We start from the raw sequence: 19,130 nt of genomic DNA on the forward strand, positions 1-19,130 counted from the left end.
TGCCACGCCAGGCTTAACACCGCGTTAGGCGCGAGCGCGTTACAGCCTTGCCGTCATTGCGAGCGAAGCGAAGCAATCCTGCGCTGCATGGATTGCCGCGCGCCGCGGCTGCGCCGCGCCGCTCGCAATGACGGGTTGGACTTCGCGGAGCGGGAGGCGAACGGCATGATCGACACCTTCGCGCTCGCCGTGAGCCACGGGCTGATCCTGCTCGCCGCGATCCGCTTGCTCTCGCGCCCCGATCTCGACGACGATGCCGCGCCAGCGACGCGGCCAAAGCCTGTATGGCGCGCCAACGAAGAGCCCGGCGATGCGTGACGTCGCCTTCCTCGCCTTCATCGCCGCGATCCTGCTGCTCGGCCTCAGGCGGCCGTTCTTGCTGGTCCTCGCTTATGCCTATGTCGACATCGTCTCGCCGCAGCATCTCGGCTACACGATCCTCCCCTCCCTGCCGATCTCGATGATCGTCGCGGCGGCGGCGGTGGGCGGCTGGCTGATCGCCGACAACAAGCGCGGCTTCGGCATCGCGCCGCGCCAGTGGCTGATGCTCGCGCTGCTGGCCTATGCCGCCTTCACCACTTGGTCCGCCGATTTCCCGATCGAGGCCGCCGACAAATGGTCGTGGGTGTGGAAGGCGATGTTCTGGGCGATCTTCCTGCCGCTGACCTTGCGAACGCGGCTCCGGCTCGAAGCCTATCTGCTGGTGATGGTGCTCGCCTTCTCGGCGATCGCGATCACCGGAGGGATCAAGACGGTCTTCTCGGGTGGCGGCTATGGCGCTCTCAACCTGCTGGTGGACAGCAATTCGGGGCTGTTCGAAGGCAGCACCGCGTCGTGCGTCGCGATCGCCTGCGTGCCGATCATCCTGTGGCTCGCGCGCTATGGCACCATCTTCCCGCCCGACTGGCGGGTCCGCGTGTTCGCCGCGGGCCTCATCTTCGCCTGCCTGCTGATCCCGGTCGGCACCGTCGCACGCACCGGGCTCGTGTGCATCGCGGTGCTGGCCGTGCTGATGCTGCGCGACGTCAAGCGGCGCATGGTCTATCTCGGCCTTGCCGGTTTCCTCGGCCTCGCCGCCATCCCCTTCCTGCCGCAGACCTTCACCGAGCGGATGGGGACGATCGCCGGCTATCAGGCCGACGCCTCCGCCGGCACCCGCCTCGCGGTGTGGCGCTGGACGTGGGACTATGCCAAGGCCAACCCTGGCGGCGGCGGGTTCGAGGCCTATCTCCAGAACCGCATCGCCTTCCACACCACCGACGTGAAGACCGCCGGATCGGTGGCGATGGTCGACCGCCGCGTCGAGACCGATGCGGGCCGCGCCTATCATTCCGCTTACTTCGAGATGCTCGGCGAGCAGGGCTTCCCCGGCCTCGCGCTGTGGCTCCTTATCCACGGCATCGGCCTCATCCGCATGGAGATATTGCGGCGGCGCTATGCGCGCGACGCGGAGCGGCCGTGGATCGGCCCGCTCGCCACCGCGCTCCAGCATGCGCAGGCAATCTATCTGGTCGGCGCGCTGTTCATCGGCATCGCCTGGCAGCCGTTCATCCTGATGCTGCTCGCGGTGCAGATCGGCTTCGACCGCTGGGTGGCGCGCAATGCCGCGCTGGCGGTGCGCAAGCCGTTCCTTCCCGTTGCGGGAACGCCGATCCGCGTCTAGCGGGCGGGCCTTGACCCGTGGCTGTGGCTTCACCACATGGCCAATCGGAACGAATCAATCTGATTAGGAGGCCATGCGCCTTTCCTCGCTCACCGACTATGCCGTCGTAATGATGGCCGCCGCCGCGCGCACCGGCGGCGCCGGGCGGCTGTCTGCAGGCGCGCTGGCCGAGGAAACCGGCGTTCCGCTGCCCACCGCGCAGAAGCTGATGGGCCGGCTCGCCGCGGCGGGGCTGCTCGTTTCGGCGCGCGGCACCGGCGGCGGCTTCAGCCTCGCGCGGGCTGCGGAGACGATCACGCTCGCCGATATCGTCGAAGCGGTGGAGGGGCCGATCGCGCTCACCTCCTGCGCCGAGCATGGCCGCCACGATTGCGCGCTGGAAACCGGCTGCCACATCCGCCCGCACATGGCGCTCGCCAACGGCGCAGTGCGCGGCGCGCTGGCGGCGGTGAGCCTCGCCAGCCTGGCCACCACCCCGAGCCGCGCACCGGCCTTTGCCGGCGAACAAGAGTAGAAGATGACCGACGTCCGCAACCGTGAAGCCCATGAGGCCGCCGAGCGCGCCGCGAAATACGAGTGGGGCTTTTCGTCCGACATCGAGCAGGAGTTCGCGCCCAAGGGCCTGAACGAGGACACCGTCCGCTACATCAGCGCCAAGAAGGGCGAGCCCGAATGGATGCTCGACTGGCGGCTGAAGGCCTATCGCGCCTGGCTCGGGATGGAGGAGGTCGACTGGGCGAAGCTGACGATCCCGCCGATCGATTTCCAGGACGCTTATTATTATGCCGAGCCCAAGGCGAAACCCAAGCTCGGTAGCCTCGACGAGGTCGATCCCGAAATCCTTCGCGTCTACGAAAAGCTCGGCATACCGATCGAGGAGCAGAAGGTGCTCGCCGGCGTCGAGGGCGCGCGCAAGGTCGCGGTCGATGCGGTGTTCGACAGCGTCTCGGTCGCCACCACCTTCCGCAAGGAGCTGGAGGCCGCGGGCGTCATCTTCCGCTCGATCAGCGAGGCGATCCGCGAATTTCCGGATCTGGTGAAGAAATATCTCGGCAGCGTGGTGCCGCAGCGCGACAATTATTACGCCTGCCTCAACAGCGCGGTCTTCTCCGACGGCACGTTCGTCTACATTCCCGAGGGCGTGCGTTGCCCGATGGAGCTCTCCACCTATTTCCGCATCAATGCCGAGAATACCGGCCAGTTCGAGCGGACGCTGATCGTCGCCGACAAGGGCAGTTACGTGTCCTACCTCGAAGGTTGCACGGCGCCGATGCGCGACGAAAACCAGCTCCACGCCGCGGTGGTCGAGCTCTATGCGCACGAGGATGCGGAGATCAAATACTCCACCGTCCAGAACTGGTATCCGGGCGACGCCGAGGGCAAGGGCGGCATCTACAATTTCGTCACCAAGCGCGCGCTCTGCGCCGGGGACCGATCGAAGGTGTCGTGGACGCAGGTCGAGACCGGCAGCGCGATCACCTGGAAATATCCGTCCTGCATATTGAAGGGCCGCGACAGCGTCGGCGAATTCTATTCGGTCGCGCTCACCAACAACCGCCAGCAGGCCGACACCGGCACCAAGATGATCCACATCGGCGCGGGCAGCCGCTCGACGATCGTCTCCAAGGGGATCAGCGCGGGGCGCAGCGACAACACCTATCGCGGGCTGGTGCGTGTCAACGCGGGCGCGGAGAATGTCCGCAACTTCACCCAGTGCGACAGTCTGCTGCTCGGCGATCAGTGCGGCGCGCACACTGTGCCCTATATCGAGGTGAAGAACCCCAGCGCGCAGATCGAGCATGAAGCGACCACCAGCAAGATCAGCGACGACCAGATGTTCTACGCCATGCAGCGCGGGCTGAACGCCGAGGACGCCGTGGCGCTGATCGTCAACGGCTTCGCGAAGGAAGTGCTGCAACAGCTCCCGATGGAGTTCGCGGTGGAAGCGCAGAAGCTGTTGGGGATCAGCCTTGAGGGGAGCGTGGGGTGAGTTTGCTCCTGGCTTTCCTGCTTCAGAATGCCGTTCTGACGGAGAGACGCATCGACGATTTTCCGCAGGCTGTGTACCCCTATACGGGGCTGTATGTCGCGTGTTTGGACATCGAAATGACCACGCTGGCTCGGCGTCCGGACACCGTTGAAGAAGCGAAAGCCGCGTATCGCGCCGCTGTGGATGTGTGCAGGGGCGTGCGGGAGATCGCCTCAGACCAAGCCGACCGGGCTCTCTCGAACCATGCCGAATTCAAAGACGCCACCAAAAGAGGCGACGTCATCAGCAAGGCGTTCGCGATTGCGGATCAGGCCTGCAATTTATGCGGTTCGATAGCCCGGAGCTCCAAAGCTAAGCAGGAACGCAACTGAATGCTAAAGATTGAAAACCTTCACGCCGAGATCGACGGCAAGGCCATTCTCAACGGGCTGACGCTTGAGGTCGGTGCGGGCGAGATCCATGCGATCATGGGGCCGAACGGGGCGGGCAAGTCGACGCTCGCTTACGTGCTCGGCGGCCGGCCGGGCTATGAGGTGACGGACGGGTCGGTGACGTTCGACGGCCGCGACCTGCTCGACATGGAGCCCGACGAGCGCGCCGCTGCGGGGCTGTTCCTCGGTTTCCAGTATCCGGTCGAGATACCCGGCGTCTCCAACGTCCAGTTCTTGCGCACCGCATTGAACGCGCAGCGCCGCACGCGGGGCGAGGCGGAGATCTCGGCGGGCGACTTCCTCCGCGTCACCCGCGAGCAGGCCGACGCGCTCGGCATCTCGATGGACATGATGAAGCGCAACGTGAACGTCGGCTTCTCGGGCGGCGAGAAGAAGCGCAACGAGATGGTGCAGATGGGCCTTCTCGATCCGCGGCTCGCCGTGCTCGACGAGACCGACAGCGGGCTCGACATCGATGCGCTGCGCGTGGTCGGCGAGGGGATCAACCGGATCATGCGCGCGCCCGACAAGGCGGTGCTGCTCATCACTCACTATCAGCGGCTGCTCGACATCGTGCAGCCCAACCGCGTCCACATCCTCGCCGGCGGCCGCATCGTCCGCTCGGGCGGGCCGGAGCTCGCGCTGCAGCTCGAACGCGAAGGCTATCGCGAGGTCGCGGCGTGAGGATGGACCGGGAGTTCTCTTCCCCCCTTGTGGGGGAAGGATACGCAGACTTGGCCGCGCAGCGGGCTAGTCGGAGTTGGATGAGGGTTGCGCGCCGCGGGCGCGCGGCGCTGCTTCGCAGCGCACCCCCCACCCTGCCCTCTCCCACAAGGGGGGAGGGTTTTGCGCTAGCGAGTGTGTCGGCGCTGTTGCTTGCTTCCTGCGGTCAGCCTGAGGTCGAGCCCGATCCCGTGCAGAATGAGGGGGCGCCGGCGCCGGTCGAGGCTGCGCCTTCTCCACTCTCGGCACCGTCGCCGTCTCCGACCATGCCGCCCTTCGCCGAAGTCGAGGGCGCGCATCCTTATCCGCCGGTGCCCGCGCCGATCCCGGCGATGTTCCGCGGCGTCTGGGCGGAAACCAAAGCGGCCTGCGCCGATCGCGCGAACCCGTCGTGGCTCGGCATTTCCGGGCGGACGCTGCAATTCCCCGATCGCGTGGTCGAGGAGACCAAGATCGACCTGCCCGCAGCGCTCCAGTTCGTGCTGACCGATGCGACCGCCGCCGAATATCGCTTCACCATCGACGCCACCGGCGATCGCCTGACCGACACGGCGGGCGTGGTGCGGGTGCGTTGCCTGTGACCGCGCTACTCGCCCTTCCCACGCCGCGCGACGAGGCCTGGCGCTGGAGCGACCTGTCGGCGCTGCCGGAGATTGCGGCGCGTGCGCCGTCAGGCGCGGTGCCCGATGCGCTGCCCTGGCTCGATTGCGGCGCGGGGCCGCGGCTGCTGTTCGTCGACGGGCGGTTCGATGCGGCGCGGAGCGATCCGGGGCCGGTCGCCGTTGGTTCGGTCGGTGGCACTGCGAGTGAGCATCCGCTCGGGCGGCTGGCGGAAAGCACTGGCTGGTCGCTGCGCCTCGGCGCCGATCATGCGCCGCCGGGGATCGTGCAGATCATCCACGTTTCGACCGGCGCGGTCGACCATCTCGCCGCCGAGATCACGCTCGATGCCGATGCGCAGGCCAGCGTCGTCGAAACCTATCTCGGCTCCGGCTGGACCAACCGGCGCACTGCATTCCGTCTGGGCCGCGGTGCGCGGCTGATGCTGGCGCGGCGGCTGGGCGGCGAGAACGGTTTCGTCAGTCTTACTGACAATGCGGAGATCGGCGAGGGCGGGAGTTTCGTCGCGACCATTCTGGCGGCGGGCGGGCGCGATAGCCGGCTCGACGGCACGATCGAGATCGCGGGCGAGGCCGGCTTCGCCGAGTTCGGCGGCGCATTGCTCGCGCGCGGGCGACAGCGGCACGACGCCAATCTGGTGCTGCGCCACGCGGCACCGTCCGGCGCCAGCCGCCAGCTCTGGCGTTCGGTCGCCGACGACAAGGCGATCTGCTCGGTCGCGGCGCGGGTCGAGGTGGCGCGCGCGGCGCAAAAGACCGATGGCGAGCAATCGCTCAAGGGCCTGCTCCTCTCCCGCAGCGCGACGATCAACGCCAAGCCCGAGCTCGAAATCTTCGCCGACGACGTCAAATGCGCCCACGGCGCGACGGTCGGCGAACTGGATCGCAATGCGCTTTATTACCTCCGCACCCGCGGCATCGGCGAGGCGGAAGCCAAGGCCCTCCTCACCCGCGCCTTCGTCGCCGACGCGATCGACCGCATCGGCGAGGTTGCGGTGCGGGAGGCGTTTCATGCCGGGGCGGTGGCGTGGCTGGGAGGCGCCGGGTGACGGCCGCTTGCTCTTCTCCCCTCCTTGGCAAGGGAGGGGCCGGGGGTGGGTCGCGAGCGGAGCGAGCCCCTTCGTTAGCGACGCCGGCGGCATCGAGCCGCCGTCGCCGCTCACCCACCCCTTCCCCCTCCCTTGGAAGGGAGGGGCTGTGATGGCCACGCTCGCCGCCGCACGCCCGCTCGACCGCGTCGCGGATTTCCCGGCGATTCCTTCGGGCTGGGCCTATCTCGACACCGCGGCCACCGCGCAGAAGCCGCGGCCAGTGATCGATGCGATCGCGCGGGGTTATGGCGAGACCTATGCGACGGTGCATCGCGGCGTCTATCAGCGCTCGGCGGAGATGACGCTGGCGTTCGAGGCCGCCCGGCGGCGGGTAGCGGCGTTCATCGGCGCACCGGCGGCGGAAGAGATCGTGTTCGTCCGCGGCGCGACCGAGGGGATCAACCTCGTCGCGCAGAGCTGGGGCGGCGCGAACCTCCAGTCCGGCGACCGCATCCTGCTTTCGGCGCTGGAGCATCACAGCAACATCGTGCCGTGGCAGATGATCGCCGAGCGGACCGGCGCCGCGATCGACGTCGCGCCGTTGACCGCGGACCACCGCATCGATCTCGACGCGGTGGCGGCGATGCTGACCGAGCGGCACAAGATCGTCGCGCTGGCGCATGTCTCGAACGTGCTGGGATCGGTGCTCGACGCGCGCCGCGCTGCCGGTCTCGCGCATCGCGTGGGCGCGAAGCTGCTGCTCGACGGCTGCCAGGCGGTGCCGCGCATGCCGGTCGACGTCGCCGCGCTCGGCTGCGATTTCTACGTTTTCTCCGGCCACAAGCTTTACGGGCCGACCGGGATCGGCGTGCTGTGGGGCCGTGCCGAACTGCTCGACGCCATGCCGCCGTGGCAGGGCGGCGGCGCGATGATCGACAAGGTGAGCTTCGCGCGCACGACGTATGCGCCGCCGCCGGCGCGGTTCGAGGCGGGGACGCCGCATGTCGTCGGCGTCGTCGGGCTGCACGCCGCGATCGATTATGTGACGGGTATCGGCCTCGACGCCATCGCCGCGCACGAGGCGGCGCTCGTTGCCGAGACGCGCGCGATGCTGTCGCGGATCAATGCGATCCGGCTGTTCGGACCGGAGGATTCGGCCGGCATCGTTAGCTTCGGACTAGAGGGGGTGCATCCTCACGACATCGGCACCATATTGGACGAGGCGCAGGTCGCGGTCCGCGCCGGGCATCACTGCGCGCAGCCGCTGATGGCATTGCTGGGGGTGGACGCCACCGCGCGCGCCAGCTTCGGCGTCTATAACGGGCCGCGCGATGTCGAGATGCTGGGCGCGGGGCTGGAGCGGGTGGCGCGGATTTTCGCCTGAAGGACGGGAATGAACGAAGAGCGCAAGATCGAGGTGGAGGAAGTCGCGGAGGCCGCGAAGCCGCCGCGCGCGCGCGTCGAGGATGCGCCGCGCGAGAGCGCCGCCGCGACCTTCGAGCGCAAGCGCGACTATCTCGAAGGCTTTCTCTCGCAGAAGCCGGTGGAGACAGCCCCGCAGGCGGTGGGCGGCGATCTCTATGAAGCGGTGATTGCGGCGCTGAAGGAAATCTACGATCCCGAAATCCCGGTGAACATCTACGACCTCGGCCTGATCTACGACGTGCAGATCAGCCCCGAGAATCACGCCAAGGTGATCATGACGCTGACGACGCCACATTGCCCGGTGGCGGAATCGATGCCGGGCGAGATCGAACTGCGCGTCGGCGCGGTGCCGGGGGTGGGCGACGCCGAGGTCGAGCTGGTCTGGGATCCGCCGTGGGATCCGCAGAAGATGAGCGACGAGGCGAAGCTGGAACTGGGGATGTTGTGACAACGAGCCCTCCCCCTTGATGGGGGAGGGTTGGGTGGGGGAGGAGTTGGAGACGTTTGCGGCTTTTCCGGAGATGCCACCCCACCCCTAACCCCTCCCCATCAAGGGGAGGGGGACAGGAGCTGAGATGACCGAAGTGAAAACCCGCGCGCGTCCTGCCGCGCTCACCCTCACCCCCGCTGCGGAGGCGCGGATCGCTGCGCTGATGGCGGAGGCGCCTGCCGGCACCGTGGGCGTCCGGCTCTCCACGCCGCGGCGCGGGTGCTCGGGCCTCGCTTATTCGGTCGATTACGTGCCCGAGGAAAAGCCGTTCGACGAGAAGATCGAGACGCCGGGCGGCATTTTCTACGTCGACGGCGCCAGCATCCTCTATCTCATCGGCAGCGTGATGGACTGGGTGGAGGACGATTTCACCGCCGGCTTCACCTTTCAGAACCCCAACGCGAAGGGGGCCTGCGGCTGCGGCGAGAGCTTCACGGTCTGATCGCGCTCAGAAATCCTTGGTGAAGCGCAGCGCCGCGCCGACATCGTCGTCGGCCGCGGCGATATGGCCGGGCTCGCGCCGCACATAGGCGTTGAACGACAGGCTCCCGCCCCAGAGGCCGCGGCCGTAAGCGGCCTCCACGTCGATCTCGCGGCCCGTCGGCGCGAGGCTGAAGAAGCGCTGCTGATAGCCGATCGCGCCGTCCGCGTAGGAATAGGACACCGGAACGTTGAGATCGAACCCGCCGGAGCGGACGCGGAGCGGCTGCATGACACGCAGTGCCAGCCGGTCGCCCGCGGCGAAGGCGCCGGTGCGGCCGATGTCGAACGCCCACGCGTCGGTCTTGAGCGCGCCGCCGCGCACCAGCGCGTTCGCGTCGCGGATTTCGGTCCAGCCGCGGCGGTAGCTCGCCAGCGCGTCCCACCCGCCGCCGAGATCAAGGCTCGCGGTGCCGTCGGTGAACCAGCTCGTCGCGCCGCGATTGCCGAAAGCGGAGATGAAGCGCCCGCCGAGCAGCGACCCTTCCTCGTCCAGCCGCGACATGCCGAGCGACAGATGCGCGGGGCCGAAGCGCCGGTCGGCGGTCAGCGCGCCGATGCTGTAGCGCAGTTCGCCATGATCGAGCCGCAAGCCATATTCCCACACTTTGCCGCGCTCGGTGGTGAGGGTGAGGCCGGTGCCGGCGATCGCCTGGCGCATGCCGAAACTCTGCCCCGCATCGGCGACGAAGCCGGCGCGGGTCAGCGGATCGCGCGCGACCAGAAAGGCATTCTGCTCTGCGCCGATCAGCCGTTGCTGCAACGTCCGCCCGCTCTCCGAGAAGCCGAGCGCGACCGCGGTGCCCGGCCCCAGACGGCTGATCGCATGACCGGCGAGCACGCGCGCCTCGCGGCTGTCCTCATAGCTCATCCCCATCTGCGCGAGGCCGACGATCGGCCGCCCGACGATCCGCCGGTCGACCGTGATCGAGACCGCAGTGGTGCCGTCCCCGGCCTGCCCGGTGCGGATCGTTCCGGCGAAGCCCTGCGCCAGCGGCCGTTCCGGTGCCGCGCGCGACAGGCTGGCGGCAAATTCCATCGCGAAGGCGCGCGAATAGCCATCGAGCACCACCGCGCCGATCGACGTGCCGCCCTGGCCGCCACCGGCATCGCCCATCGCGCCGGAGGCCTGGTTGGCGCCCGACAGGCTCACCACCGCTTCGCTCCCCGCGAGCCGCATCTGCCCCTGCGGCTGGAAGGCCTTGGCGATATTGAGGATGCCGCGGCCGTAGACGCCATCGGTGCCAGCGTCGCCCGCATCGTCGGCCGAATTGAGCAGAATCTGGACGATCTGCTGCCCGGTGAGATTGGGGAAGGCGCTCGCCAGCAGCGCCGCCGCGCCGCTGATCGCCGGCGCCGAAAAGGACGTGCCCGAATAGAGGAAGTTCGCGCCGGTCTGATCGAAGGTCAGCACGCGGTCGCCGAGAGCAGTCAGATAGGCGGCGGCGCCGCTCCCCGCCTGGTTGGAGAAGTCGGCGATCGTCCGCGTGCCGTTGTGCGCCCCGGCGATGATCAGCAGCCCCGGCGTGGTCGATCCCTGCAGCGTGCCGAGCGCGAGCGGATCGGGCTGCGGCGTCCCGTCATTGCCAGCCGAGATGACGACGATGATCCCCGCCGCCATCGCCCGATTGAACGCGCCGAGAAGCTGGCTGTTGGGCGCCGATCCGCCGAGCGAGATGTTGACGACGCGCGCTCCGTTGATGCGTGCCTGATCGACGCCCGCGGCGATCGCCGAATCGCTGTGGTTGCAGCCGTCCTCGGGCGAACAATTGTTCGGATCCGAGCTGTTGTAGGCGAGGATGGTCGAACCGAAGGCGACGCCGAGGATCTTCTGCCCGTCGCGCCCTGCTGCGGCGACCGCAGCGACTGCGGTGCCGTGCCCCTCGCTGTCTGAAATGCCGCGCCCGAAGCCGGCGACGTCGCCGCTGCTCGGATCGATCCGCCCCGCGAAATCGGAGAGCGCGGGGTTGATGCCGCTATCGACCACCGCGATCTTGACGCCCTGCCCGCTCGCGCCCGCTTCATAAGCGGTCAGCGCGCCGGCGAGCCGCGCGGCGTTCGACCGCTGATATTCCGCATCGTTGAAGCTCGACCCCGGCGGCGGGGGAGGCGGAGGCGGGGGTGGTGGTGGCGGAGGGGGTGGTGGAGGCGGCGGCGTCGGCGGGCTGACGATCGGCTCGGGCCGCGCACCGCCGCCTCCGCCACCGCATCCGGCAAGCGCAAGCGCCGCGGCGCAGACCGACATCAGCAGAACCGACTTTCGCGTAACCCGCCCCATCGCACGCCCCTTCACGATTCGCGCCGTAACCTCAGGCGGTTATCCATTTACCACGCTTACGCTTTGATGAAGAGAGGGGATGCGGCTAACGCGCGGCCATGCTGCCCGCGCTTGCCCATGTCGATTGCTGGATCTTCGATCTCGACAATTGCCTCTATCCCGCCGCGACCGATCTCTTCGGGCTGATCGACGCGCGGATGGGCGAATATATCGCGCGGCTGCTGAGCGTCGATCCGGTCGAGGCGCGGCGCGTGCAGAAGGCGCATTTCCTGACGCACGGCACCACGCTCGCCGGGCTCATGGCCGAGCACGGCATCGATCCTCACGACTTCCTCGATTTCGTACACGACATCGACCTCGCGCGCCTCGCCGCCGATCCTGCGCTCGTCGCCGCGCTCGACCGGCTGCCGGGCCGCAAGCTCGTCTTCACCAACGGCGATGAAGCCTATGCGCGCCGCGTGCTCGATCGCATCGGCCTCGCCAACGCGTTCGACGGGATGCACGACATCCACGCGATGAACTATGTGCCCAAGCCCAACCCCGCCTCCTACGCGGCGCTGTGCGACGTTCACGGCATCGATCCCGCCCGCGCGCTCTTCGCCGAGGACATGGCGCGCAACCTGAAGCCCGCAAAGGCGCTGGGGATGGCGACCGTCTGGGTCGACAATGGCTCCGAGCGCGGCGGGCACGATGCCGATCCGGCCTTTATCGATCACGTCACGCACGATATCGGCGCATGGCTGACCGAAATCCTGGGGGACGAGTACCGATGACCGCCAAGCTGATGCAGACCATCGATGCCGCCTGGGACCGGCGCGAATCGATCGGCGCCGACACCGCAGGCGATGTCCGCGACGCGGTCGAGCAGGCGATTGCGCTGCTCGACGCCGGCAAGGCGCGCGTCGCCGAGAAGGGCGCCGAGGGCTGGACGGTCAACCAGTGGCTCAAGAAGGCGGTGCTGCTGAGCTTCCGGCTCAACCCCATGCAGCCGATCGCGGGCGGCCCCGGCGGCGCGATGTGGTGGGACAAGGTGCCCTCCAAGTTCGAAGGCTGGGACGCGGCGGCGTTCGGCGCGGCCGGCTTCCGCGCGGTGCCCGGCGCGATCGTCCGGCGCGGCGCCTATGTCGCGCCCAATGCGGTGCTGATGCCGAGCTTCGTCAACATCGGCGCCTATGTCGGCGAGGGGACGATGGTCGATACCTGGGCGACGGTCGGGAGCTGCGCGCAGATCGGCCGGAACGTCCACATCTCGGGCGGCGCGGGGATCGGCGGCGTGCTCGAGCCGCTCCAGGCCGGGCCGGTGATCATCGAGGATGGCGCGTTCATCGGCGCGCGCTCCGAAGTCGCCGAGGGCGTCGTCGTAGGCGAGGGCGCGGTGCTGTCGATGGGGGTCTTCATCGGCGCCTCGACCAAGATCGTCGATCGGCACAGCGGCAAGACCTATGTCGGCCGCGTGCCCCCCTATGCAGTGGTGGTGCCCGGCACGCTGCCGCCCAAGGCCGATATCGACGGCCAGCCCGGCCCCGCGCTCGCCTGCGCGGTGATCGTCAAGCGCGTCGATGCCAAGACGCGCAGCAAGACGAGCATCAACGAGCTGCTGCGGGATTGAGCCCCCTGTTCCCCGGCGAAAGCCGGGGTCCAGCCGCCGGTATCGATGCCTAATGCTGGGCCCCGGCTTTCGCCGGGGAACACTCTTGTCTCACCCCGCTTCCGCCTCCTTCAGCAACTTGGCGGCGCGTTCGGCGGCCCAGTCTTCCATGCCCGTCATCCGCCAGACCTCCTTGCCCTCGGCATCGTAGAGGATGGTGGTGGGGAGCGTATCGACCTTGAGCGCGAACATCGTCGCCAGCTCGGGATCGAGAAACGGCTCGAGCTGCTTGAAGTCATTGTCGGCGAAATAGGCGGTCACCTTGTCGCGGCCGGCCATGTCCTGGCTGAGCGCGAGCACCTCGACCCGTCCGGCCTCGCGCGCGGCGAGCGCGTCGAGCGAGGGCATCTCCACCTTGCACGGCCCGCACCAAGTCGCCCACAGATTGACGAGCAGCGGCTTGCCGCGGAAATCGGAGAAGGAGGCGGGCGCGCCGTCGGGATCCTGGAACAATTCCTTGGGCGCGGGCGTGCCGGCGTGCGAGCGGTCGAGCCGGCCGGTGGGGAAATGCTCCCCGTCCTTCGCGGCGCTTTCCATCTTGGGCGCGCCTTGCGACGCCGTCTCCTTTTGCCTATCGCAGCCCGCCAGCAGAAGCGCGGGCGCGAGGAAGGCGAGCATCAGCAGCCGCATGGGCAATCAATCTCCCGATCGTTCGAATGCGATGTGGGGCGGCCGTTTCGCCGACGGCCCCTCGGCGGTGATGCGCGAGATTAATGCCTCGATCCCGTTCGACAAGCGCCTTTGGCGGCAGGACATCGCCGGCTCGAAGGCGCATGTCGCGATGCTAGCCGCGCAGGGCATCGTCGCAGCCGCCGATGCAGGGGCGATCGCCAAGGGCCTCGACGCCATCGCCGCCGAATATGAAGCGGACGGCGTGGCCGAGGATTTGGCGCTGGAAGACATCCACATGCATGTCGAGCACCGGCTGGCCGAGCTGATCGGCCCGGCGGCGGGGCGGCTCCACACCGCGCGATCGCGCAACGACCAAGTGGCGACCGATTTCCGCCTGTGGGTGCGCGATGCGATCGACGCGGTGGATGCGGGCCTCGCCGCCTTCCAGCGCGCATTGCTGGACCGCGCTGCCGAACATGCCGATACGGTGATGCCGGGCTTCACCCACCTCCAGGTCGCGCAGCCGGTGACGCTCGGCCATCATCTCATGGCCTATCATGCGATGGCGGATCGCGACCGCTCGCGCTTCGCCGATGCGCGGGCGCGGCTCAACCGCTGCCCATTGGGCGCCGCCGCGCTCGCCGGCACCAGCTTCCCGATCGACCGCGCCGCCACCGCCGCCGCGCTCGGCTTCGACGGGCCGACCGCCAATTCGCTCGATTCGGTGAGCGACCGCGATTTCGCGCTCGATTATCTCACCGCCGCCGCGCAATGCGCGCTCCACCTCTCGCGGCTCGCCGAGGAATTCATCCTGTGGGCGAGCCAGCCGTTCGGCTTCGTTGCGTTGCCCGACGCTTATTCTACCGGCAGTTCGATCATGCCGCAGAAGCGCAACCCCGACGCGGCCGAGCTGGTGCGCGGCCATGCCGGGCGGATCGTCGGCGCCATGACGTCGCTGATGATTACCATGAAGGGCCTGCCGCTCGCCTATTCGAAGGACATGCAGGACGACAAACCGCCTCTGTTCGAGGCGCATGATCTGCTCGCGCTGTCGATCGCGGCGATGACCGGCATGGTTGAAAGCGCCGCCTTCGTGCCGGATCGGATGCGCGCGGCGCTCACCGCCGGCCACGCCACCGCCACCGACCTCGCCGACTGGCTGGTCCGGGTTGCAGGCATTCCGTTCCGCGAGGCGCATCACATCACCGGCGGCGTAGTGAAGGCTGCGGACGAAGCGGGGCTGCCGCTTTGGGACATGCCGCTCGACGCCTTCCAGGCGATCGACCCGCGCATCGACGCGTCGGTTTTCGATGTGCTCTCCATCGAGGCTTCGGTTAAGAGCCGGACGAGCTTCGGCGGCACCGCACCCGATCAGGTGCGCGCGCGGATCGCCGAGGCAAAGGCCGCGCTGGAGGACAAGGAATGAGGATCGCCGCGCTCGCATTGCTGGTGCTGCTGGCCGGCTGCGGCAGCCGCGAGCCGCTGCGCCCCGCCGAAGGTCAGACGCCGCCGCCCGTCCCCGCGCAGGCCGCGCGCGGGCCGACCACCGACGAGATGCTGACGCCGACCGCGATCGCCCGGCCGCAGCGCGTCGACGAGGTGCTGACCCGATCCAATCCGCGCGAGGACGACCGGTTCGATCTGCCGCCCTCCGACTTCGGGCCGGGCGCCGTGCCGCTGCCGCCAAGCGACGGGCCGGAGCCGAACTGACGGCCGATGCGGCATTTCGATCTGCGGGGCGGGGTGATGCACGCCGAGGACGTGCCGATCCCCGACATCGCCGCCGCCGTCGGAACCCCGGTCTATATCTATTCCACCGCGACCATCGCGCGCCACGCCCGCGTCTTCCGTGAAGCGGTCGCCGCGACCGGCGATCCGCTGGTCGCTTATGCGGTGAAGGCCAATCCCAATCAGGCGGTGCTCGCCGCGGTGGCGCGGGCGGGGCTCGGCGCCGACGTCGTTTCTGGCGGCGAGCTAGCACGTGCTCGCGCAGCAGGCATTCCGGCGGACCGCATCGTCTTTTCCGGCGTCGGGAAGACCGAAGCGGAAATGGCGTTCGCGCTCGATGCGGGCATCTACCAGTTCAACCTCGAATCGCTGCCCGAAGCGGAAATGCTGTCCGCCGTCGCCGCGCGGATGGGCGTGACCGCGCCCGCCGCCTTCCGCGTCAATCCGGATGTCGACGCGGGCACCCACGCCAAAATCTCGACCGGCAAATCGGAGAATAAGTTCGGCATCCCGCATCGCGACGCGCTCGGCGCTTATGCACGGGCGGCGGCGCTTCCCGGCCTCGCGATGCACGGAATCGCGGTCCACATCGGCAGCCAGCTCACCGATCTCGCGCCACTCGAGCGCGCGTTCGAGACGGTCGGCGCGCTGATCGCGGAGCTGCGCCGCGCCGGCCATGACATACGTATCGCCGATCTCGGCGGCGGGCTCGGCGTGCCCTACGATCCCGATCAGCCGCTACCGCCCAGCCCGGAGGCCTATGGTGTGATGGTCGCGCGGGTTACGCGCGGCTGGAACGTGCGGCTGGTGTTCGAGCCGGGGCGGATGATCGTCGGCAATGCCGGCGCGCTCGTCACCCGCGTCATCCGCGTCAAGGAGGGGGTGGAGGCACCGTTCGTGATCGTCGATGCGGGGATGAACGATCTGATGCGCCCTAGTCTCTACGACGCCTGGCACGACATCGTCGCCGTTCGGCCAAGCGGCGCGAAGGTCACTGCCAATGTCGTCGGCCCGGTGTGCGAGACCGGCGACACCTTCGCGACGCTCCGCCGCATCGATCAAGTGGCGGCGGGCGATCTCGTCGCCTTCATGACCGCGGGCGCCTATGCGGCGACGATGGCGGGGACGTACAACAGCCGTCCGCTGACCGCCGAAGTCATGGTATCCGGCGATCGCTGGGCGGTGGTGCGGGACCGTCAGCCGATCGAAGCGTTGATCGCCGCGGACAGCGTCCCGCACTGGCTTGATGAGGAGAATGCATGAAACCCGTCCGCAAGGCCGTCTTCCCCGTCGCGGGGCTCGGCACCCGTTTCCTCCCCGCGACCAAGGCGATCCCCAAAGAAATGCTGACGGTGGTCGACCGGCCGCTCATCCAATATGCGGTGGACGAGGCGCGCGAGGCGGGGATCGAGCAGATCATCTTCGTCACCGGCCGCGGCAAGGGCGCGCTCGAGGACCATTTCGACATCGCATACGAGCTTGAGGCGGTGATGAAGGCGCGTGGCAAATCGCTCGACGCGCTGGAGCCGACCCGCCTCCCCGCCGGCGCGCTCGCCTCGATCCGCCAGCAGGAACCGCTTGGCCTCGGCCATGCCGTATGGTGCGCGCGCCATCTCGTCGGCGACGAACCCTTTGCGGTGCTGCTGCCCGACGATCTGATGGTCGGCGCCGAGGGCAAGAGCGGCTGCCTCGCGCAGATGATGGAAACCTATGCCGCGGTCGGCGGTAACATCGTCTGCGCGCAGGAAGTGCCGAAGGAGCGCACCGCAAGTTATGGCATAATCACCCCCGGCGCGGCCGAGGGTGCGCGCACGGAAGTGAAGGGCTTGGTCGAAAAGCCGAAGCCCGAAGAGGCGCCCTCCACGCTCGCCATCGTCGGGCGCTATATCCTCCAGCCCGAGATCATGGCGGTGCTCGACAATCAGGAGAGCGGCGCGGGCGGCGAGATCCAGCTCACCGATGCGATGGCGGCGCTGATCGGCCGCCAGCCGTTCCACGCCGTTACCGTCGATGCCGCCCGCTACGATTGCGGCGACCGGATGGGCTTCGTCACCGCCAACCTAGCGCTCGCGCTTCGCCGCGACGACATGGCGCCCGCGCTCCGCGCGATGATCGCCGACATCGCATGAGCTGCGACGCGATCCTGGTGGGGGACGGCCCCGTCCGCCGCCTCGATCGCGACGAGGCCGCAGCTTACGCCGGCCCCGGCTTCATCTGGGTCCATCTCGAGAATGCGAGCGACGACGAGCTGCTCGACATCCGCGCGCACGACGACATTCCCGAAGTCGCCGCCAATGCGCTGGTCGCGTTCGAGACGCGGCCGCGCTGCGACCGGATCGACGGCGGTGCGCTCGTCAATCTGCGCGGGCCGGCGGTGCAGGACACCGACGACAGCGATCGGCTGGTCTCGATCCGGCTATGGGTCCACAAGGGCAAGGTCAACAGCGTCACCCGCCGCCCGCTCGCCGCGACGCAAGCCGTGAAGGCCGAGATGGAGGCGGGCCGCATTCTCGACCCCGGCGATCTGGTCGCCGCATTCGCGCGCAACATCTCGATGGCGCTCGATCCCGAAGTCGCCGCGCTCGGCGACTTGCTCGACGAGTGCGAGAGCGGGCTGGACGAGGGCAATATCTACAATATGCGGCGCGAGATCGCGGGCCTGCGCGGCGATGCGATCGCCTACCGCCGCTTCGTCGCGCCGGATCGCGATGCGCTCCAGGCGCTCGCTGCGCTGGATTTCGAGTGGCTGGCAGACGACGACCGGCTCCACATCCGCGAGGCGGCAGACCGGTTCGCGCGCATGGCCGAGGAGCTGGAGGCGGTGCGCGAGCGCGCGGCGTTGCTCCACGAGCAACTGACCGATCTCCGCTCCGAGCTGGTCGATCACCGCTCGCTCTACATCTCGATCGTCGCCTTTATCTTCCTGCCGCTGACCTTTGTCACCGGCCTGTTGGGGATGAATGTCGGCGGCATCCCCTATGCGCATTCGCCCTGGGCCTTCTGGGGCGTGGTCGCCTTCTGCTTCGTAACCGGCATGGGCGTATTCGCCTGGTTCATGGTGCGCCATTGGCTGCGAAGCTAGTCTGCTTCCTGTGCGGGCGTCCGCTCGGGCTCCGCGTCGAATGGCATCATCCGGTACCGCGCAGCCGCGGCGGGCGGCATACCGAGCCGGTCCATCCGATCTGCCACCGCACCATCCACGCGACTTTCACCAACAAGGAACTGGCGCGCGATTTCTCCAGCGCCGATGCGCTTCGCGGCCATCCCGAGATGCGGACATTCCTGGATTGGATTGTCGGCAAGGAGCCGGATTTCCACGCGCCGACGCGGCGGAAGACGTGACCTCAGGCCTCCAGCACGATGTCCCAGTAAAGATAGTCGCGCCAAGTATCGTGGAGGTAGTTGGGCGGGAAACTGCGGCCATGCTCCTGGAGCTGCCAGCTCGTCGGGCGGATCGGCATGCGGTTGAGGTTCATATGCGCCTGCCGCGGCGTGCGACCGCCTTTCCGCAAATTGCACGGCGCGCAGGCGGTGGCGACATTCTCCCAGGTCGTCCGCCCACCCTGCGCGCGCGGCACGACATGATCAAAGGTCAGCTCCTTTGGGCTGCCGCAATATTGGCAGGCGAAGCGATCGCGCAGGAACAGGTTGAAGCGGGTGAAGGCGGGAAATTCGGACGGGCGGACGAACTGGCGGAGCGCGATGACGCTGGGGATCTGCATCGTCCGCGTCGGGCTGTGCACCTCGCGCGCATAATTGGCGACGATGTCCACCCGTTCCAAAAAGACCGCCTTGACGGCGGTCTGCCAGGGCCAGAGGCTCAAAGGATAGTAGCTGAGCGGCGTATAGTCCGCGTTCAGCACCAGCGCGGGGCAACTGTCCGGATGCTTCAGAAGATCGGGATGATACATCGGCCGGCACGTGCCCCTGGTTTCGCTGGCTTCCCGCGAAACGCCCGGCCCCCGGCCCTGTCGCACCCAAAGCAGGGAGAAAGACGGCTTGCGGTCGTCC

22 protein-coding genes are annotated in these 19,130 nt (G+C 68.3%); 19 read left to right on the top strand and 3 right to left on the bottom strand.

Annotation, left to right across the window (positions count from 1 at the left end):
- Positions 1-87: 87 nt before the first annotated feature.
- From B9N75_RS06045 to B9N75_RS06095, 11 genes are all read left to right on the top strand, one after another.
- Complete coding sequence (locus tag B9N75_RS06045) at positions 88-318, top strand: hypothetical protein (protein ID WP_085217988.1); 231 nt, start codon at positions 88-90, stop codon at positions 316-318.
- A complete protein-coding gene (locus B9N75_RS06050) occupies positions 311-1,663 on the top strand; it encodes a putative O-glycosylation ligase, exosortase A system-associated (protein WP_085217989.1) in 1,353 nt (450 codons plus the stop codon). The genes B9N75_RS06045 and B9N75_RS06050 overlap by 8 nt, the downstream gene beginning before the upstream one ends.
- 73 nt (positions 1,664-1,736) lie before the next feature.
- Entirely contained in the window at positions 1,737-2,177 is a 441-nt protein-coding gene (locus B9N75_RS06055; RefSeq protein WP_085217990.1) for an RrF2 family transcriptional regulator, read from the top strand.
- 3 nt (positions 2,178-2,180) lie between these two features.
- Positions 2,181-3,653, top strand: coding sequence for a Fe-S cluster assembly protein SufB (sufB, locus tag B9N75_RS06060; RefSeq protein WP_085217991.1), 1,473 nt, complete (start codon positions 2,181-2,183; stop codon positions 3,651-3,653).
- Positions 3,650-4,024, top strand: a complete 375-nt coding sequence (locus B9N75_RS06065) for a hypothetical protein (protein WP_157123719.1) — start codon at positions 3,650-3,652, stop codon at positions 4,022-4,024. Before sufB ends, B9N75_RS06065 begins: the two co-directional genes overlap by 4 nt.
- Positions 4,025-4,768 carry a Fe-S cluster assembly ATPase SufC gene (gene sufC / locus B9N75_RS06070; RefSeq protein WP_085217993.1) on the top strand — a complete coding sequence of 248 codons (744 nt, stop codon included), beginning with the start codon at positions 4,025-4,027 and terminating at the stop codon, positions 4,766-4,768.
- Between the two features lie 230 nt (positions 4,769-4,998).
- Complete coding sequence (locus B9N75_RS06075) at positions 4,999-5,388, top strand: hypothetical protein (RefSeq protein WP_210189352.1); 390 nt, start codon at positions 4,999-5,001, stop codon at positions 5,386-5,388.
- A complete protein-coding gene (locus B9N75_RS06080; RefSeq protein WP_085219431.1) occupies positions 5,385-6,476 on the top strand; it encodes a SufB/SufD family protein in 1,092 nt (363 codons plus the stop codon). The genes B9N75_RS06075 and B9N75_RS06080 overlap by 4 nt, the downstream gene beginning before the upstream one ends.
- A gap of 151 nt (positions 6,477-6,627) precedes the next feature.
- Entirely contained in the window at positions 6,628-7,842 is a 1,215-nt protein-coding gene (locus tag B9N75_RS06085; protein ID WP_085217995.1) for a cysteine desulfurase, read from the top strand.
- Between the two features lie 9 nt (positions 7,843-7,851).
- On the top strand, positions 7,852-8,331 hold the full coding sequence (locus B9N75_RS06090) for an SUF system Fe-S cluster assembly protein (RefSeq protein WP_085217996.1): 480 nt from the start codon (positions 7,852-7,854) through the stop codon (positions 8,329-8,331).
- A 127-nt stretch (positions 8,332-8,458) separates the two neighbouring features.
- Positions 8,459-8,815, top strand: coding sequence for a HesB/IscA family protein (locus tag B9N75_RS06095; RefSeq protein ID WP_085217997.1), 357 nt, complete (start codon positions 8,459-8,461; stop codon positions 8,813-8,815).
- A gap of 6 nt (positions 8,816-8,821) precedes the next feature.
- Here the strand turns inward: B9N75_RS06095 and B9N75_RS06100 are convergent, their stop codons facing one another.
- Positions 8,822-11,131, bottom strand: coding sequence for a S8 family peptidase (locus tag B9N75_RS06100; protein WP_157123721.1), 2,310 nt, complete (start codon positions 11,129-11,131; stop codon positions 8,822-8,824).
- Positions 11,132-11,229: 98 nt separating this feature from the next.
- Here B9N75_RS06100 and B9N75_RS06105 point away from each other — a divergent pair, with 98 nt between their 5' ends.
- The gene (locus tag B9N75_RS06105) at positions 11,230-11,904 is read left to right on the top strand and encodes a pyrimidine 5'-nucleotidase (protein WP_085217999.1); all 675 of its coding nucleotides are present in this window, start codon (positions 11,230-11,232) and stop codon (positions 11,902-11,904) included.
- The gene (dapD, locus tag B9N75_RS06110) at positions 11,901-12,740 is read left to right on the top strand and encodes a 2,3,4,5-tetrahydropyridine-2,6-dicarboxylate N-succinyltransferase (RefSeq protein WP_085218000.1); all 840 of its coding nucleotides are present in this window, start codon (positions 11,901-11,903) and stop codon (positions 12,738-12,740) included. The genes B9N75_RS06105 and dapD overlap by 4 nt, the downstream gene beginning before the upstream one ends.
- A gap of 90 nt (positions 12,741-12,830) precedes the next feature.
- Here dapD and B9N75_RS06115 read toward each other — a convergent pair whose 3' ends face one another.
- Complete coding sequence (locus tag B9N75_RS06115) at positions 12,831-13,409, bottom strand: TlpA family protein disulfide reductase (protein ID WP_157123723.1); 579 nt, start codon at positions 13,407-13,409, stop codon at positions 12,831-12,833.
- Between the two features lie 31 nt (positions 13,410-13,440).
- Here B9N75_RS06115 and argH point away from each other — a divergent pair, with 31 nt between their 5' ends.
- Genes argH through B9N75_RS06145 form a run of 6 tightly spaced genes read left to right on the top strand, consistent with a single transcriptional unit; the run spans position 13,441 to position 18,461 of the window.
- Complete coding sequence (argH, locus tag B9N75_RS06120) at positions 13,441-14,817, top strand: argininosuccinate lyase (RefSeq protein ID WP_085218001.1); 1,377 nt, start codon at positions 13,441-13,443, stop codon at positions 14,815-14,817.
- Entirely contained in the window at positions 14,814-15,101 is a 288-nt protein-coding gene (locus B9N75_RS06125; protein WP_085218002.1) for a hypothetical protein, read from the top strand. Before argH ends, B9N75_RS06125 begins: the two co-directional genes overlap by 4 nt.
- A gap of 6 nt (positions 15,102-15,107) precedes the next feature.
- Positions 15,108-16,382, top strand: coding sequence for a diaminopimelate decarboxylase (gene lysA / locus B9N75_RS06130; RefSeq protein ID WP_085218003.1), 1,275 nt, complete (start codon positions 15,108-15,110; stop codon positions 16,380-16,382).
- Positions 16,379-17,248 (top strand): UTP--glucose-1-phosphate uridylyltransferase GalU, encoded by an 870-nt coding sequence (galU, locus tag B9N75_RS06135; protein ID WP_085218004.1) that lies wholly within the window; start codon positions 16,379-16,381, stop codon positions 17,246-17,248. The genes lysA and galU overlap by 4 nt, the downstream gene beginning before the upstream one ends.
- Complete coding sequence (locus B9N75_RS06140) at positions 17,245-18,201, top strand: zinc transporter ZntB (RefSeq protein WP_085218005.1); 957 nt, start codon at positions 17,245-17,247, stop codon at positions 18,199-18,201. Before galU ends, B9N75_RS06140 begins: the two co-directional genes overlap by 4 nt.
- The gene (locus B9N75_RS06145; RefSeq protein WP_172840826.1) at positions 18,186-18,461 is read left to right on the top strand and encodes an HNH endonuclease; all 276 of its coding nucleotides are present in this window, start codon (positions 18,186-18,188) and stop codon (positions 18,459-18,461) included. Before B9N75_RS06140 ends, B9N75_RS06145 begins: the two co-directional genes overlap by 16 nt.
- A gap of 2 nt (positions 18,462-18,463) precedes the next feature.
- Here B9N75_RS06145 and B9N75_RS06150 read toward each other — a convergent pair whose 3' ends face one another.
- Positions 18,464-19,030 carry an HNH endonuclease gene (locus tag B9N75_RS06150; RefSeq protein ID WP_085218006.1) on the bottom strand — a complete coding sequence of 189 codons (567 nt, stop codon included), beginning with the start codon at positions 19,028-19,030 and terminating at the stop codon, positions 18,464-18,466.
- Between the last annotated feature and the right edge of the window lie 100 nt (positions 19,031-19,130).

The sequence above is a fragment of the Allosphingosinicella indica genome, from assembly GCF_900177405.1.
Taxonomy (GTDB): domain Bacteria; phylum Pseudomonadota; class Alphaproteobacteria; order Sphingomonadales; family Sphingomonadaceae; genus Allosphingosinicella; species Allosphingosinicella indica.